Genomic DNA, 14,509 nt, shown 5'->3' on the forward strand with positions numbered 1-14,509 from the left:
AGCCGGAGCTACCGGAAACACGCACGAGGGGTGTTCTAGCCTGCGGAGACCGAGCGGCCGGCCGACTTCAGGTCGTTGCAGGCCTCGATGACGCGGGCGGTCATCGACGCCTCGGCCTTCTTGAGGTAGCTGCGCGGATCGTAGGTCTTCTTGTTGCCGACCTCGCCGTCCACCTTGAGGACACCGTCGTAGTTCTGGAACATGTGGGCCGCGATGGGACGGGTGAACGCGTACTGGGTGTCGGTGTCGACGTTCATCTTCACGACGCCGTAGCTCAGCGCCTCGTCGATCTCGGACTTCAGCGAGCCGGAGCCACCGTGGAAGACCAGGTCGAACGGCTTGGAACCGGCCGGCAGACCCAGCTTCTTCGAGGCGGCGGCCTGGCCCTCGGCGAGGACGGACGGCTTGAGCTTGACGTTGCCCGGCTTGTAGACGCCGTGGACGTTGCCGAACGTCGCGGCCAACAGGTACTGGCCCTTGTCGCCGGCGCCGAGCGCATCGACGGTCTTCTCGAAGTCCTCGATCGTGGTGTAGAGCTTCTCGTTGATGGCGTTCTCGACGCCGTCCTCTTCACCGCCGACGACGCCGATCTCGATCTCGAGGATGATCTTCGCGGCCTGCGCGGCCGAGAGGAGCTCCTGGGCGATCTCGAGGTTCTCGTCGATCGGAACGGCCGAGCCGTCCCACATGTGCGACTGGAACAGCGGGTTGCGGCCGGCGTTCACGCGCTCCTGGGAGATCGCGATGAGCGGGCGCACGAAGGTGTCGAGCTTGTCCTTCGGGCAGTGGTCGGTGTGCAGGGCGATGGTGACGTCGTACTTCTCGGCGACGACGTGCGCGAACTCGGCGAGCGCGACCGCGCCGGTCACCATGTCCTTCACGCCCAGACCGGAACCGAACTCGGCACCACCGGTCGAGAACTGGATGATGCCGTCGCTACCGGCGTCCGCGAAGCCCTTGATGGCGGCGTTGATGGTTTCGGACGACGTGCAGTTGATCGCGGGGAACGCAAAGGAATGCTCCTTGGCACGGGCGATCATCTCGGCGTAAACCTCGGGAGTCGCGATAGGCACAGCGGCTGTCCTCCAGATGAGATGTTGTCGCCTACCTGCGGTGCCGGTAGGCGCACGGGTTGTCCTTGCAGTATGTCAACAGTCCCCGGTACTGCACAGTTGGGTCGAGCTCCGGACCGTTGCGCGGCCCCGTCGCGGAGACACCGAGCCTCGTCGGTCCGTGTGCCGCCGGTACCCTGGGGTCCGTGACTTTCTTGGAAACCTCGGAATCTGTGACCAATCTGGCCCTGTTACCGGGTTTCCTGGATCCGGTCAATCTGCTCAATTCGTTCGGCACGTGGATCCTGATCGGCCTGCTGGTGGTCGTGTTCATCGAGTCGGGTCTGCTGTTCCCGCTGCTGCCGGGCGACTCGCTGCTGTTCACCGCCGGTCTCATCGTCGCAGGCAAGTCCGCGGAGGTCGAGCCGTTCGCGCCGCTGTGGGTGCTGCTGGTGGCGATCCCGATCGCTGCGATCCTCGGCGACCAGGTGGGCTATCTCATCGGCACGAAGGGCGGCACCGCCCTGTTCAAGAGCAACGACGCGAAGTTCTTCAAGAAAAAGTACATCGACGAGTCGCACGCCTTCTTCCTGCGGCACGGGCCGATCACCATCGTGCTGGCCCGGTTCGTCCCGATCGTCCGCACGTTCGCGCCGCTCGTGGCCGGTGCCGCGAAGATGCCCTACCGCGTGTTCATCACCTACAACATCATCGGTGGTGTGCTGTGGGGCGCGGGCATCACGCTGCTCGGTTACCTGCTCGGGCAGATCGGGTTCATCCGCGACAACGTCGACCTGATCTTCCTGCTCATCGTGTTCGTCTCCGTCGTGCCGATCATGATCGAAGTCGGCAAGCGCGTCCTCGGGAAGAGCGACAGCGCCGAGTCCGGCAGCGCCCACGAGGGCACGTCCACCCCCGCCTCCGCGGACCGGGTCGCCGACAACGAGAAGACCCTCGTCATCGACACCTCGGCGTTCACCGACCAGCCGCGGCGCACCGACGACTCGGCCGTCGACACCACGCCGATCCGGACTCCGGGTCAGCCGAACAGCTGACCACAAGCGACGACGAGGCCCCTTCCGCTACGGAAGGGGCCTCGTGCGTTTCCGGGCTCCGCCTCTAGACCGCGACGGCCGCGAACTGGCTGGCCGGGCGCGGCAACCCGAAGTGGTCGCGCAGCGTGCGGCCGCTGTACTCGGTGCGGAACAGGCCGCGTTCCTGCAGGATCGGCACGACCTGCGAGGTGAACGCCTCGAGTCCCTGCGGGTACTGCGGCGGCATCACGTTGAAGCCGTCCGCGCCGCCCTGCGTGAACCATTCCTCGATGGTGTCGGCGACCTGCTCGGCGGTGCCGGCGAACACGCGGTGTCCACGCGCGCCCGCGAGCCGGTGCAGCAGGCCGCGCAGCGTCGGCCGGTCGCGTTCGACGATGTTCGCGACGACCTGCTTGCGGCTGGCGGTGTTGTCGGTGACGGTGCCCGCGTCGCCGAACACGTCGAGCGGGACCGTCTCGTCGAGCCGGAGGTGACGCAGCGACACCTGCGCGATGTTCTCGAGCTGGGTCAGCCCGTACTCGACGACCGTCAGCTCGTTGAACTCGCGTTCGAGCGCGTGGGCCTCGGCCTCGGTGTCGCCGATGAACGGGCTGATGCCGGGCAGGATCTTCACGTGATCGGGGTTGCGGCCGAATTCGACCGCCCGCTTCTTGATGTCGGCGTAGAACGCCTGCGCGTCGGACAACCGCTGGTGGGCGGTGAAGATCGCCTCCGCGTACCGGCCGGCGAAGTCACGGCCGTCGTTGGACGACCCGGCCTGCACGAGCACCGGATGGCCCTGCGGCGAGCGTGCCGCACCGAACGGCCCGGCGACCTTCAGGTGCTTGCCCTCGAAATCGATCGGGTGGATCTTCCCGGTGTCCGCGTAGATGCCGCGGTCCTTGTCGATGACGAGCGCATCGTCCTCCCAGCTGTCCCACAGCTTGACGACGGCATCGACGAACTCGCGGGCCCGTTCGTACCGGGTGGCGTGGTCGGGGTGCGCGTCGAGCCCGAAGTTGGCGGCGGCCTTGTCGGTCCCGGTGGTGACGATGTTCCAGCCCGCGCGGCCCCCGGAGATGTGGTCGAGCGAAGAGAACAGGCGAGCCAGGTTGTAGGGCTCGTAGTAGGTGGTCGACGCGGTCGCGATCAGACCCAGGTGGGTGGTGGCCGACGCGATCGCGGTGAGCAGCGTGATCGGCTCGAAGCCGTAGGTCGCGTTGAACCGCACGTCGGTGCGCAGCGCCGGACCGTCGGCGAGGAACACCGCGTCGAGCTTCGCCGCCTCCGCGGTCCGTCCGATGTCCTGGTAGTACGTGACGTCGTTGAGCCGCTCCGGGGTGCTGCCCGGATGTCGCCACGATGCCTCGTGGTGGCCGGTCGGATAGATGAAGGCGTTGAGGCTGAGCTGACGTGGTTCGGTCATGTTCCTACAAGTAGACCGGGGCCCGCGCCTCGAACAGGGTTAAGGTTTCGACGATCGTAAAGCCCGCTCGGTCGCGACCGCGTGTGCCGCTTCCATCAGCATCCATCCGCCGAGCTGCACGGACAGGTCCCGTTCGGCGATCTCGGACTCGTGGACGCTACCGCCGGAGAACCGGGCGATGGCGTACCCGGAGCCGGGCAGCCGGGCCTGCACCGACCAGTCCCGGCCGAACAGCGGGAGTTCCTCGATCTGCAGGCGGTTGTCCCAGGCCGCGTCCGCCGACATCAGCACCAGGCGAGCGGCGGTGTTGCGGGCCCGTTCGTCGTCGACGTCGTGGACCGGCAGGCTCGTCGCGACCATCGCGAGGTACCGGGCGAGAATGCCGTTGAACAGTCCGCCGTCTCCCCCGCCTCCGCCGGTGATGACGCTGGCGTCGGCGAGTTCGAGATCGACGGCGTCGACGAGGGCGTGCACCCGCTTGCGGTGCCGGTCGTCGCCGATGCGGATGGCCAGGTCGGTTTCGAGTCCGAGCACCACGCCCTGGCAGTAGCTGTAGATCGCGCGTTCGATCTTCCCGTTGCGGATGCCGTCGAAGATCAGGCCGGTCTCGGGGTCCTTGAGGGTCTCGTCGATCCAGTCCGCGATCTCCTGGGCGCGCCACACCTTGCCGGTGCGGGACAGCAGGAGACCGGCGGGCCCGTTGGCGGGGGTGTTGAAGAAGTTGTCGCGTCGACGCCACGGCAATCCGCCGCCGCGCTCGGGCTGCCACGCCGCGAACAGCGCGTCCTCGAGATCCGCAATGCCCTTGCGGTGATCCACCAACAGGTGCCGCTGCGCGCGTTCGAGCGCGAGGCCGAGCCACGCCATGTCGTCGTAGTAGTTGTTGGTCCACCCGGTGAGGTTGCGGATGCGGTGGGTGCGCGTGAGCCGGACGACGCGTCGCCGGCGTCGCGGTGTCGCATCGCGTTCGGCGGCGTCGACGGCGAGATCGATCAGGTGCGCCTGCCACCAGTAGTGCCACGTGAGGAACAGCCGTTCGCGGCGAACCGGGGGCCATCCGACGACCCCCATGGCGGTACCGGGCAGAGCCCACAACCGGCGTATGTGCCGGGAGTCGACGGCAGCCTCGGCGGCATCGGCCCGCTCGGTCCACAGTTCCGACATGACGTCGATCATCCTCACTTCACGATGGGTGTGCTACCACCAGGCGACGTACGTCACCACGCTCGCGTCAGGTCCGCATGTTGACGTACCCAGGCGTGCATCGCGATTCCCGCGGCGACCCCGGCGTTGATGCTGCGGGTCGAACCGAACTGCGCGATGGACACCGTCGTCGACGCGACCTCCCGAGCCCGCTCGGTGACGCCGGGCCCCTCCTGACCGAACAGCAGCAGGCAGTGGTACGGCAGCGTCGTCGTCTCCAACGGCACCGAACCCGGGGTGTTGTCGACCGCGACGATTTCGATGTTGCGGTCCGCCGCCCAATCGATCAACGCGTCCACATCCGGATGGTGCATCAGATGCTGATAGCGGTCGGTTACCATGGCGCCCCGGCGATTCCAGCGTCGGCGACCCACGATGTGCACGGTGGCCGCGGCGAACGCGTTCGCGGTGCGCACGACCGTGCCGATGTTCGCGTCGTGCCCGAAGTTCTCGATCGCGATGTGCAGCGGATGCCGTCGCGTGTCGATGTCCGCGACGATCGCCTCCCGCGTCCAGTAGCGGTACGCGTCGACCACGTTGCGGCGGTCGCCGTGCGCGAGCAGTTCCGGGTCGTAGCGCGGATCCTGTGGGGGTTCGGTACCGAACTCGTCGATCCAGGGGCCGACGCCGTGCGGGTGCTCACCCCACTCGGTCGGTCCGGCGGCCTCGTCGTCGGGGGTCACGGTCAGAACGTCTCGTTCGAACCGGCCGCGACCGTGAAGCCGTGTCCGGTGCCGTCGTTGACGCAGGTGACGTCCGTCTCGGTCGTGGTGCACGAGTACCCGAGCTTCGACAGCGTCGCACCGGCGGGCAGTACGGCGGTGTCGCCGTCGGACAGGTAGACCGGGCCGCCGGAGCACATGAACGCACCCTCGCCCTCGTTGGCAACCCGAATACCGTTGCCCCAGTTGACGACACAGTCGTCGGGTCGCGGCGGAACCGGATCGGTGGTGCCTTCGCATCCGGCTTCGGTGCGGGTGGGCAGCTTGACGATGCCGCAGTGGAACTGCCCGTCCGGGCTGGTGAAGTAGTACGACTCGTTGCGCTCGTAGGGCACGTCGACGAGCGAGGTCGGTGCTTCCGGCTCGGTCATCGCGACGGTCGTGGTGACCGGTTCCGTCGTCGTGGTCACCGGCGCGACGGTCGTGGTGGTCGGCGCCGGAGTGCTCGTGGTGGTAGTCGGTGCCGCCGCAACGGATTCCGTCTGCGTGCTCTCGTCCGTGCTCCCGCATCCCGCGAGCAGCAGACCCGCCACCGTCACCACACCGATCGACGTCACCCGACGCACGTTCACGCAACTCCCTCCGAAGACCCGGGTGTCACTCTATCGGCCGGTCACCTGTGGCCCGTGAGCCACCGGTTCACCAGACGGTTGACCGGCGCCGGCGACACCTGCGCGGTCGCGGCGAACAGCTTCGCCTGCCATCCCACCGGCCGGTGCACCTTCCAGCGCGGCTGCCCGGCCCGGGTCGCCTCGTACAGGGCGCGCGCCACGTCGTCGGCGGTGAGGTGGATCCCGAGGGACCGGGTCGTGCCGGTGTCCATGCCGGTGGTCATCGCGGTGTCGACGAACAGCGGCCACATCGCCAGCACCCGGATGTCGTGTTCGGCCCATTCGATCTCGAGGGCCTCGGTCAGGCCGCGCACCGCGAACTTGGTGGCGCTGTAGGTCGCGAGTTCGGGCTGGCCGTAGAGCGCCGACGCCGAGCACAGGTTCACCACGTGCGAGCCCGGTGTGACACGCAGATATTCGAACGCCGCATGGCAACCGTTGACGGTGCCGGTCACGTTGACGTCGACGATCCGGCGGTGCCGTTCGATCGGAGTGTCGGCGAACGGGCCCGACGACAGCACCCCCGCGTTGTTGACGAGGATGTCGAGGCGACCGTCCGGGCAGAACGTCTTCAGGGACTGGGCCCACTGCTCCGAGTCGGTGACGTCGAGGACCCCGGTGACGATCCCGGGCTGTTCCGCCGCGAGGATGTCCAGCCCCTCGGCGTCGACGTCGAACGCGCCGACCCGATAGCCGCGGCGCGCGAAGAGCAGGGCGGTGGCACGACCGATACCGGCGGCGGCGCCGGTGACGAACACGCTGGTGGCAGGCATGAACGCCAGCCTAGCGACCCCGACGCGACCGCACGTGCGGACTATCCTGGTGTCGGAGGAGTCATGAACCACCAGCGTGTCGCGCGTGCCGTCGCCGTCGTCACCGGCGGGTACGTACTCGTACTCGCCCTGTGGCTCACGTACTTCGTGGGCGGCTCTCCCGAGGGCACGATCGGATTCCAGGTGATCTTCCTGGTCTGCGCGTACGGCTCCGCGCTGGGCCTGGCCATGATCGCCGCCGGACGCCCGCCCCGCCGCGACCGCCGCCTGCTCCGGCGCGGGCTCGAAGGGTGGGCGACGATCCGCTCGGCGACCCCGATCGCACACACCGTCGACAACGGCGAGATCACCGAACTCGACCTCGACCTGACGGTGCCCGGTTCCGAGTCCTACCGCGGCCGGGTGGTCTACGAGGTGACCCCGGAATTCGCCGAGGCCTTCGAGCCGGGGCGGGTGATCACCATCCGGGTCGATCCGAAGAACCGCGATCGGATCGTGTTGTGCCCGTGAGTGGCTCGCGTCACCGGCCGGGTGACACAGGCCGCGGCATGTAGTCCGGACGAAGTCTTCCCGGGCGTGCACCGGCTTGGAATGGTGTTTCCATGCGCAAAACGATGTGCGTCCTGACGATCGCGACCGGAATTGCGGTGGGATCCGCCGGCACGGCCGTCGCCCTGTCGCCTCCGGTCGCTCCCACGAACATCGCCTCCCCGTGGTGCACCCATCACACGCCGTACCTGCACCTGACGGCGCTCACCTGCCTGGCGAGCATCGTCTCGACAGGTTCCGCGTGATCACCGCTGCCCGGTAGTCCCCTGAACGTTCGTCCGAGGTCACTTGCGGCGACCGGCGAGCATGCCCTCCACCAGCAGCAGCTGCGCCGCCGCGTAGGTCGCGAGGATCAACCCTTCGGCCGCAGCCCGCACCTTCCTGTTCTTCAGCAGTACGCGACGCACCACGATCGTGCCGTCGGAGATCGTGAACACCAGACCACCCAGCCCGAGCCAGCTGCGCCGGTCCGTGGACGGCCGCGGCATCCCCGCCACCTGCTCCGAACCCGGGGCGAGCACCGGATCGGCCGCGAGGGTCGCGGTGGTGGCGAGCAGCGTCCCGTACCCGGTCAGGGGCGCGGCGACGTTGCGGGACTTCGCCGCCAGCAGGCTGCCGGCACCGAGCGCGGCCGCCGCGCGCGGCACCGCGGCGATCGCGTGCGGACGGGCACCGCGCCGCGCCAGCAGCGTCGAATAGCTCGTCTGCATCACCGCGAACGACGCGGCGCCGCGCAGCAGCCGCCGATCGTCGTCCGGGTCGATCATGAACACGTCGCCGACGGTCGCGGCCGCCAGTCCGGCCAGCAGCAGCGCGGTCTCGACGCGGTCGGTGTCCCGGCTGCGGCGCAGCACCCGCACCGCGAGTGCCGGAGCGATCAGTGGTTTGGCGACCTGCTGCAGCTTCTCGTTGCCGAGCACCCCACCGAGTACCGTCGCCGCGGTCGCGGCGGCGAACACCGCATGTTCGGCGCCCCACTTCCTCCTGCCGAACCAACCTGTGCTGAACCCGGCTGTGCTGAACCCGGCTGTGCTGAACCCGGCTGTGCTGAACCCACCCATGGAGGGCACAGTACCGTTCGCATTCCGCCGCTCACGCCGTGTCGCAGCGGTGGGCCCCGGCGGCCGGTGCCACCTCCCAGAATCTCGGCTGCGGCAGTCCGCGCCGCTCGGCCGCGACCAGCACGGCACGCGAGATCACCTCGACCGCGTCCGCCTCGCACAGCGCGAGCGCCGAACCACCGAAACCTCCCCCGACCATGCGGGCGCCGAGCGCCCCGGCGTCGCGCGCGGTGTCGACGGCCGAATCCAGTTCGACGGAGCTGACCTCGAAGTCGTCGCGCAGGGAACGGTGCGAGGCGTCGAGCAAGGGGCCGAGCGCCCGCACATCACCGGCGTCGAGCGCGTCCACCGCGGCACGGACCCGGCCGATCTCGGTGACGACGTGCCGCGCCCGACGCAGCAGCGCCTCGTCCGTCAGCGAATCCTGCAGAACCGAAACATCTTCCACGTCACGCAGGGTCGCGACCCCGAGTTGCCGCGCCGCGTCCTCGACCGCACGGCGACGCTGCGCGTACTGCCCGTCGACGAGGCGGTGCGGTGCGGCGGTGTCGACGACGAGCAGCGTCAGGCCGTCGGCGGCCGGGTCGAACGGGACGTGCCGGACCCGACCGGTGCGGCAGTCCAGCAGCATCGCGTGCCCGGCCCGCCCGCGCAGCGAGACCTGCTGGTCCATCCCACCGGTGGGGACGCCGACGAAGTCGTTCTCGGCGCGCATGCAGGCGGACGCGAGCGCCGCGCGGCCGGTGTCGTCGGTGACCCGTCCGTACAGTTCGGCCAGCGCCAGCGCGACCGCGCATTCGAGCGCCGCGGAACTCGACAGCCCCGACCCGACCGGGACGTCCGAGGCCACCGCGACGTCGGCGCCCGCGAAACCGGCCGGTCCGAGGGCCCACACGACCCCGGCGACATAGGCGGCCCAGCCTGGGACCGCGCGGGAGGCGAGGTCGGTGACGGTGACGTCGACCTCGGGGAATCCGGCGCTGCGCAGTCGCAGAATCCCGTCGACGCGGCGGCGCATCGCGACGGCCGTGCGGTGGTCGAGTGCCATCGGCAGACACAGCCCGTCCGCGTAGTCGACGTGTTCGCCGATCAGGTTGACCCGCCCGGGCGCGCACCACACCCCGTCCGGGGTTCCGCCGAAGTCGTCGACGAACCGCGCGCGGGCGTCGCTGCACACGCTCATTCCGCGACCTCCCGCAGACGTGCCGCGATGCGCTCGGGCGTCGTGTCACTGATCCATGCCCCCATCGCCGATTCCGATCCGGCGAGATATTTGAGCTTGTCGACGGCGCGGCGCACCGAGAACACCTGCGCGAACAGCCGTCCGTGTTCGCGACCGTCCCCCACCGGGGCCTGGTGCCACGCCGCGACGTACGGCACCCGGTCCCGCCCGTCGAAGAACCGGTCGACGCGGCCGAGCACGTCCCGGTACATCAGCGCCAGCTCGTCGCGTTCGTCGTCGGTGAGCGCCGCCAGATCCGGAACGTCGCGGTGCGGGGCCACGTGCACCTCGACGGGCCAGCGGGCCGCCGCGGGCACATACGCGGTCCAGTGCGCACCGGTCGCGACGACGCGGGTGCCGGCGCGGCGTTCGGCGTCGAGCACGTCGCGTTGCAGCGACCGTCCGGTCGCCGCCCGATGGGCGCGGGCACGGTCGAGCAGCACCTGCGACCGCGGCGGCAGGAACGGGTAGGCGTAGATCTGCCCGTGCGGATGTTCCAGTGTCACACCGATTTCCGTGCCGCGGTTCTCGAAGCAGAACACCTGCCGCACGCCGGGCAACGCGGAGAGGTCGGCGGTGCGGTCGGCGAGAACGTCGACGACGGTGCGCGCCCGCGACACCGGTAGATCTGCGAACCGTGCGTCGTGGTCGGAGGTGAACGTCACCACCTCGCAACGTCCGTCGGCCGGGCGCCGGGGCCACATCGATTCGTCGTCGACGGCCGGGGCGGCATCCCCGCCGGGGGTCAGCGACGGGAATCGGTTCTCGAACACCACCACGTCGTAGTCGGCGGCCGGAATCTCCGTCGGCGGACCGCCCGGACGGGTCGGGCACAGCGGGCAGTCCGCGGCGCTCGGCAGGAACGTGCGGTCCATCCGATGCGCCGCGAACGTCACCCATTCACCGGTGAGCGGATCCAGACGCAGTTCCGACGTCGCGGTCACCGGCGGAAGGTCGCGGGTGTCGTGCAGATCCCGCGCGGCACCACCGGAGACATACGGTTCGGTGTCGTCGAAGCAGATCAGTTCGCGACCGTCCGCGAGGTGCGTGACGGTGCGGCGCACCCGCGGGGTCACCGGCTGCTACTCGAGGCCCAGGTCCGCCAGGCCCAGCAGCGAGCGGTACTCGAGACCCTCGGCGGCGATGACGGCGTCGGCACCGGTGGCCCGGTCGACGACCGTCGCGACACCGACGACGATCGCGCCGACCTCACGCAGCGCCTTGACGGCGGTGAGCGGCGAGTTGCCGGTGGTGGTGGTGTCCTCGACGACCAGCACGCGCTTGCCGACGACGTCGGGTCCCTCGATCTGACGCTGCATGCCGTGGGCCTTCGCGGCCTTGCGGACGACGAACGCGTCGATGGGCCGGCCCGGGGCGTGCATCACGGCCAGCGCGACCGGATCGGCGCCCATGGTGAGCCCGCCGACGGCGTCGAAGTCCCAGTCGGCGACGAGTTCGCGCAGCAGGCTGCCGATCAGCGGACCCGCCCGGTGATGCAGGGTCGCGCGGCGCAGGTCCACGTAGTAGTCGGCTTCCTTACCGGACGACAACGTCACCTTGCCGTGCACCACTGCCAGCTCACGCACCAGCGCAGCCAGCTCTTCGCGATCACTCATCGCTCGTCCTCACCGTCGATTGTTCGTGCCGCCGGCCCGCGGGACCGGCGGCAAGAAGCCTAGTCGGTGCGACGTACGGTCAGGCCGCGACGGTGCTCGACGTTTCCCCGCCCTCGGTCGCGACCGGCTGCGCGACCTCGACCCGGACCGTGTCCTCCGCCTGCACCGTCTCCTCGGGCAGCAGGGTGACCTCGAACAGGGGCACGGCCTCCACCCCGGCGAGCTTCGCGAAGATCGAGGACGGGAAGCGGCTCACCGTCCTGTTGATCTCGCGGGCGAGATCGTTGTGCACGCGCGCCGCCCCGGCGATGCGCACCTCTCGTTTCCGCAGTTCCCGGGCGACGCGGATGAACGGCCAGTGGGTGCCATCGTCCGGGTCCCCGATGAGTTCGTGCAGCGTCGCGGACAGCGTGTTCTCGGCGGCCGCGCGCTCGCCGAGGCCGAGACGCTGGTCGCGCATCGCGATCGCGAGGGTGCGGGCGCCGACGACCGGGCTGATGCGGCTGCGTTCGACGCCGGCACCGGCCGACGCCGCGATCAGCGCGGGCACGAGATCGTAGCGATCGTCGAGTTCGTTGGCGAGCAGGCGCAGACTGTCGCGGTGTCGGGCTCTGAGCTTCTGCGCGCGGCGCATCGCCGTGCGGGTCGACAGCACGAGCAGCACAATCACAGCGATCACAACAGCCACAACGGTCACGCGCAGAAATGTACCGAGGTGGTCCATGCGTGCGCATCACCGGTCCCGCGTGTCCGCAGGGTGTGTCCGGACCGTGACCTGGCGCACGCTGTCAGGTGCGGCCGCGGCCCCGGCCGAAGAGGTTCGTCAGGCGCCGCACGAGGTTGACCGGGACGAGCCGGCCCGCGGTGGTGAGGACCTTGTACTGCAGGCCGGGAATGCTGCGCACCTTCCCCGCTTCGAGGTCGGCGAGGGACGTACGCACCACCGTGTCGACATCGAGCCACATCCACTCCGGGATCGAGTCCATCTCGATGCCCGCGCGGCGATGGAACTCGGTGTGCACGAAACCGGGGCACAGCGCCTGCACCTGCACGCCCGTCCCCGCGAGACCGCCGGCCAGCCCCTCGGTGAAGGAGACGACGTAGGCCTTGCTGCCCGAGTAGGTGGAGCCCCGGCCGGGCAACAGGCCCGCCACGCTGGCGACGTTGACGATGCGGCCGGAACCGGCCGCGATCATCGGCGGCAGCGCCGCGCGCGTCAGCTGCATCACCGCTGTGACGTTCACGTCCAGCTGCGCCTGCAGCAGTTCCGGTGCCGCCGTCCAGAACTCGCCGGTCGTTCCGAAGCCGGCGTTGTTGACGAGCATGTCCACACCGCGAGCGAGCCGTTCGGCGACGCGGGTCCGTCCCGGCTCGGTCGCGAGGTCGGCCGCCAGGATCTCCGATTCGGCGCCGAGGCGGCCCTTCAGGTCGGCCGCGAGGTCGGCCAGTTTCGTCTCGTTGCGGGCCACCAACACGAGGTCGTAGCCCTGAGCGGCGAGCGCACGGGCGAATCCGGCGCCGATGCCCGAGGTGGGGCCGGTGACGAGAGCGACGGGTCGAGCAGAACGATCCGGTGTCATGCCGGTCACACTAGCGGGTCCCTACCCGCAAGTAATACCGGGTGCGCGGTGTCAGTGGTGCGCCGACGGCCGGCCGGGGTCGTGCATGCCGCGGTCCATCTCGGCCGGTTCCACGACCGGGGGCAGCACGTGCAGAATCCCCGAGAGCCGCGCGACGGTGTCGATCGCGGCGTCCCACTCGCGACCGTTGCTGTTCAGCGGGATCGAACCGAGGGTCCACTCGTTCTCGCTCCACAGCATCTGCACGTGCGGCGGGATCGACTCGGTGAACGCGACCATCCGCTGGTCGCAGACGCGCCGCGCGATCTCGAGATCGGTCGTGAACACCACCCGCGGCCCGATGGACCCGAGCAGATTCATGTCGGGATCCTTCGGCGGCGGGGTCGACTTCAGGCGCAGGTCGATGTCCACGTCGGACCCGACCTTGCGGCGCACCGCGACGATGGTGGCGGTCTCCTCGATGTCGAAGAGCAGGAACTCGTCGCCCCGGCGCACGCCGTGCACGACATCGATCGCGCCCAGGTACTCCTGCTTCGCGAGAGCGGCACGATGCCAGTTCGACGGCAACGAACCGTCGGACGCGGTGTACTTGTAGCCCTGTGCACGCGCCCAGATCTCCCGCACCCGCCCGGACTGCTCCCGGCGTGTGCGGTCGATGTAGAGCAGGACGAGCGCGCCGAGGAGCGCGACCGCTGCAAGACCGAACCACATAACCGTCATCGGGCCCAGCGTAGCGTGTTCAGTTGCCGGAACGGTTGAAGCCGGGCACGGTCGCGCTGACGATTGTGTCCGCCGTCATCTCGCCGTCCCGGACGGGTGTGCCCTGCGCGAGGACGGTATCCCCCACCCGCAGCGCCGACGGCGAGGAACCCGCGAGGGCGATGATCTGGGTCTCGGGCGTCACCCGGACGGTGACGATCGTGCCTCCGATCCCGCTGATCGTGATGCTCGATCCGTCGTTCGCCGTGATGGTGCCGATGGTCGTGCCGTTGGATCCGATGGCGTCGCCGAGCCCACCGGGCAACCGATCGAGCGGAAGGGTCGGAGGCAGCGACGGTTCGAGGGTCGGCGGCTGCGTCCTCGTCGCCGCGGGTGGCGGCGCGACGGCGGTCGTGGGAGCCGACGCGGTCGGGGCGTCGTTGCCGCTGCCGCCGCTGAGCAGGTACCCGACGACCGCTGCCAGGGCGATGACGACGAGAGCCGCCAGTGCCGGCAGCAGCCAGCGGCGTCGGCGCGGTTCCTGGGGTTCCGGGGTCGGCGTGGGTCCCGGCGGTACGCCCGGCCCGCCCGGTCCGTATCCGTACTGCTGGGTCGGCTGGTACTGCTGTGTCGGCTGGTACTGCTGTTCGGGCTGGTACTGCCGGTACTGCTCGGTGGGTGAGAACTGCTGGGTCGGCTGGTAGCCCTGCGGATAGCCCGGCGCCTGGCCGTAGGGCGGCAACGCCTGTGTGGGCTGGGGGCGACCGTATGCCTCGGTCGGATCGGACGTGTGCAGCACCCGCGTCTCGTCGTGCGACTCGTCGAGCGAGTACGCGCGCTCCTGCGGTGTGCGCGGATCCTGCGGATTCGTCATGGTCTCTCCCAAGGTACCCGTGCGCGTTTCCGGTAGCGGGTGCTACCGGAAACGCGCACGAGGGTACAGCGTGTCGCGATCGCCCGC

Annotated in this window: 17 protein-coding genes; 3 read left to right on the top strand and 14 right to left on the bottom strand. The window is 69.5% G+C overall.

From position 1 onward, the window contains the following. Positions 1-35 precede the first annotated feature (35 nt). On the bottom strand, positions 36-1,073 hold the full coding sequence (fbaA, locus tag ACWDUD_RS28935; protein WP_248672952.1) for a class II fructose-bisphosphate aldolase: 1,038 nt from the start codon (positions 1,071-1,073) through the stop codon (positions 36-38). Between the two features lie 185 nt (positions 1,074-1,258). Between fbaA and ACWDUD_RS28940 the strand changes: the two genes are divergently transcribed. Further along, a complete protein-coding gene (locus ACWDUD_RS28940) occupies positions 1,259-2,107 on the top strand; it encodes a DedA family protein (protein ID WP_450111568.1) in 849 nt (282 codons plus the stop codon). A gap of 64 nt (positions 2,108-2,171) precedes the next feature. On the opposite strand, the gene ACWDUD_RS28945 is transcribed toward ACWDUD_RS28940, so the two are convergent. Genes ACWDUD_RS28945 through ACWDUD_RS28965 form a run of 5 tightly spaced genes read right to left on the bottom strand, consistent with a single transcriptional unit; the run spans position 2,172 to position 6,821 of the window. After that, a complete protein-coding gene (locus ACWDUD_RS28945) occupies positions 2,172-3,512 on the bottom strand; it encodes an LLM class flavin-dependent oxidoreductase (RefSeq protein ID WP_450111569.1) in 1,341 nt (446 codons plus the stop codon). 39 nt (positions 3,513-3,551) lie between these two features. Next, positions 3,552-4,676: a glycoside hydrolase family 76 protein gene (locus tag ACWDUD_RS28950; RefSeq protein WP_450111570.1), complete on the bottom strand. Its 1,125-nt coding sequence runs from the start codon at positions 4,674-4,676 to the stop codon at positions 3,552-3,554. Positions 4,677-4,729: 53 nt separating this feature from the next. After that, on the bottom strand, positions 4,730-5,398 hold the full coding sequence (locus ACWDUD_RS28955) for a TrmH family RNA methyltransferase (protein WP_450111571.1): 669 nt from the start codon (positions 5,396-5,398) through the stop codon (positions 4,730-4,732). Between the two features lie 2 nt (positions 5,399-5,400). Next, positions 5,401-6,009 carry a DUF6636 domain-containing protein gene (locus ACWDUD_RS28960; RefSeq protein ID WP_450111572.1) on the bottom strand — a complete coding sequence of 203 codons (609 nt, stop codon included), beginning with the start codon at positions 6,007-6,009 and terminating at the stop codon, positions 5,401-5,403. A 41-nt stretch (positions 6,010-6,050) separates the two neighbouring features. After that, positions 6,051-6,821, bottom strand: coding sequence for an SDR family oxidoreductase (locus ACWDUD_RS28965; protein ID WP_450111573.1), 771 nt, complete (start codon positions 6,819-6,821; stop codon positions 6,051-6,053). 63 nt (positions 6,822-6,884) lie between these two features. Here ACWDUD_RS28965 and ACWDUD_RS28970 point away from each other — a divergent pair, with 63 nt between their 5' ends. Both ACWDUD_RS28970 and ACWDUD_RS28975 read left to right on the top strand, forming a co-directional pair. Beyond that, positions 6,885-7,331, top strand: a complete 447-nt coding sequence (locus ACWDUD_RS28970; protein ID WP_197254870.1) for a hypothetical protein — start codon at positions 6,885-6,887, stop codon at positions 7,329-7,331. A 92-nt stretch (positions 7,332-7,423) separates the two neighbouring features. Continuing rightward, entirely contained in the window at positions 7,424-7,615 is a 192-nt protein-coding gene (locus ACWDUD_RS28975; RefSeq protein WP_197254869.1) for a hypothetical protein, read from the top strand. A gap of 39 nt (positions 7,616-7,654) precedes the next feature. Here the strand turns inward: ACWDUD_RS28975 and ACWDUD_RS28980 are convergent, their stop codons facing one another. From ACWDUD_RS28980 to ACWDUD_RS29015, 8 genes are all read right to left on the bottom strand, one after another. Beyond that, positions 7,655-8,431 (bottom strand): lysoplasmalogenase family protein, encoded by a 777-nt coding sequence (locus tag ACWDUD_RS28980; protein ID WP_450111574.1) that lies wholly within the window; start codon positions 8,429-8,431, stop codon positions 7,655-7,657. 31 nt (positions 8,432-8,462) lie between these two features. After that, positions 8,463-9,614: a galactokinase gene (gene galK, locus ACWDUD_RS28985; protein WP_450111575.1), complete on the bottom strand. Its 1,152-nt coding sequence runs from the start codon at positions 9,612-9,614 to the stop codon at positions 8,463-8,465. Continuing rightward, entirely contained in the window at positions 9,611-10,717 is a 1,107-nt protein-coding gene (galT, locus tag ACWDUD_RS28990) for a galactose-1-phosphate uridylyltransferase (protein ID WP_450111579.1), read from the bottom strand. Before galT ends, galK begins: the two co-directional genes overlap by 4 nt. Positions 10,718-10,735: 18 nt before the next feature. Further along, positions 10,736-11,269 (bottom strand): orotate phosphoribosyltransferase, encoded by a 534-nt coding sequence (gene pyrE / locus ACWDUD_RS28995; RefSeq protein WP_197254864.1) that lies wholly within the window; start codon positions 11,267-11,269, stop codon positions 10,736-10,738. A gap of 79 nt (positions 11,270-11,348) precedes the next feature. Further along, positions 11,349-11,966 (bottom strand): LemA family protein, encoded by a 618-nt coding sequence (locus tag ACWDUD_RS29000; protein ID WP_307846426.1) that lies wholly within the window; start codon positions 11,964-11,966, stop codon positions 11,349-11,351. 91 nt (positions 11,967-12,057) lie between these two features. Further along, positions 12,058-12,849 carry an SDR family NAD(P)-dependent oxidoreductase gene (locus ACWDUD_RS29005; protein WP_197254860.1) on the bottom strand — a complete coding sequence of 264 codons (792 nt, stop codon included), beginning with the start codon at positions 12,847-12,849 and terminating at the stop codon, positions 12,058-12,060. 51 nt (positions 12,850-12,900) lie between these two features. Beyond that, positions 12,901-13,560, bottom strand: a complete 660-nt coding sequence (locus ACWDUD_RS29010) for a type III secretion system chaperone family protein (RefSeq protein ID WP_197254940.1) — start codon at positions 13,558-13,560, stop codon at positions 12,901-12,903. Positions 13,561-13,588: 28 nt separating this feature from the next. Then, positions 13,589-14,422, bottom strand: coding sequence for a DUF5666 domain-containing protein (locus ACWDUD_RS29015; protein WP_450111576.1), 834 nt, complete (start codon positions 14,420-14,422; stop codon positions 13,589-13,591). Between the last annotated feature and the right edge of the window lie 87 nt (positions 14,423-14,509).

The organism is Rhodococcus sp. NPDC003382, from assembly GCF_053589135.1.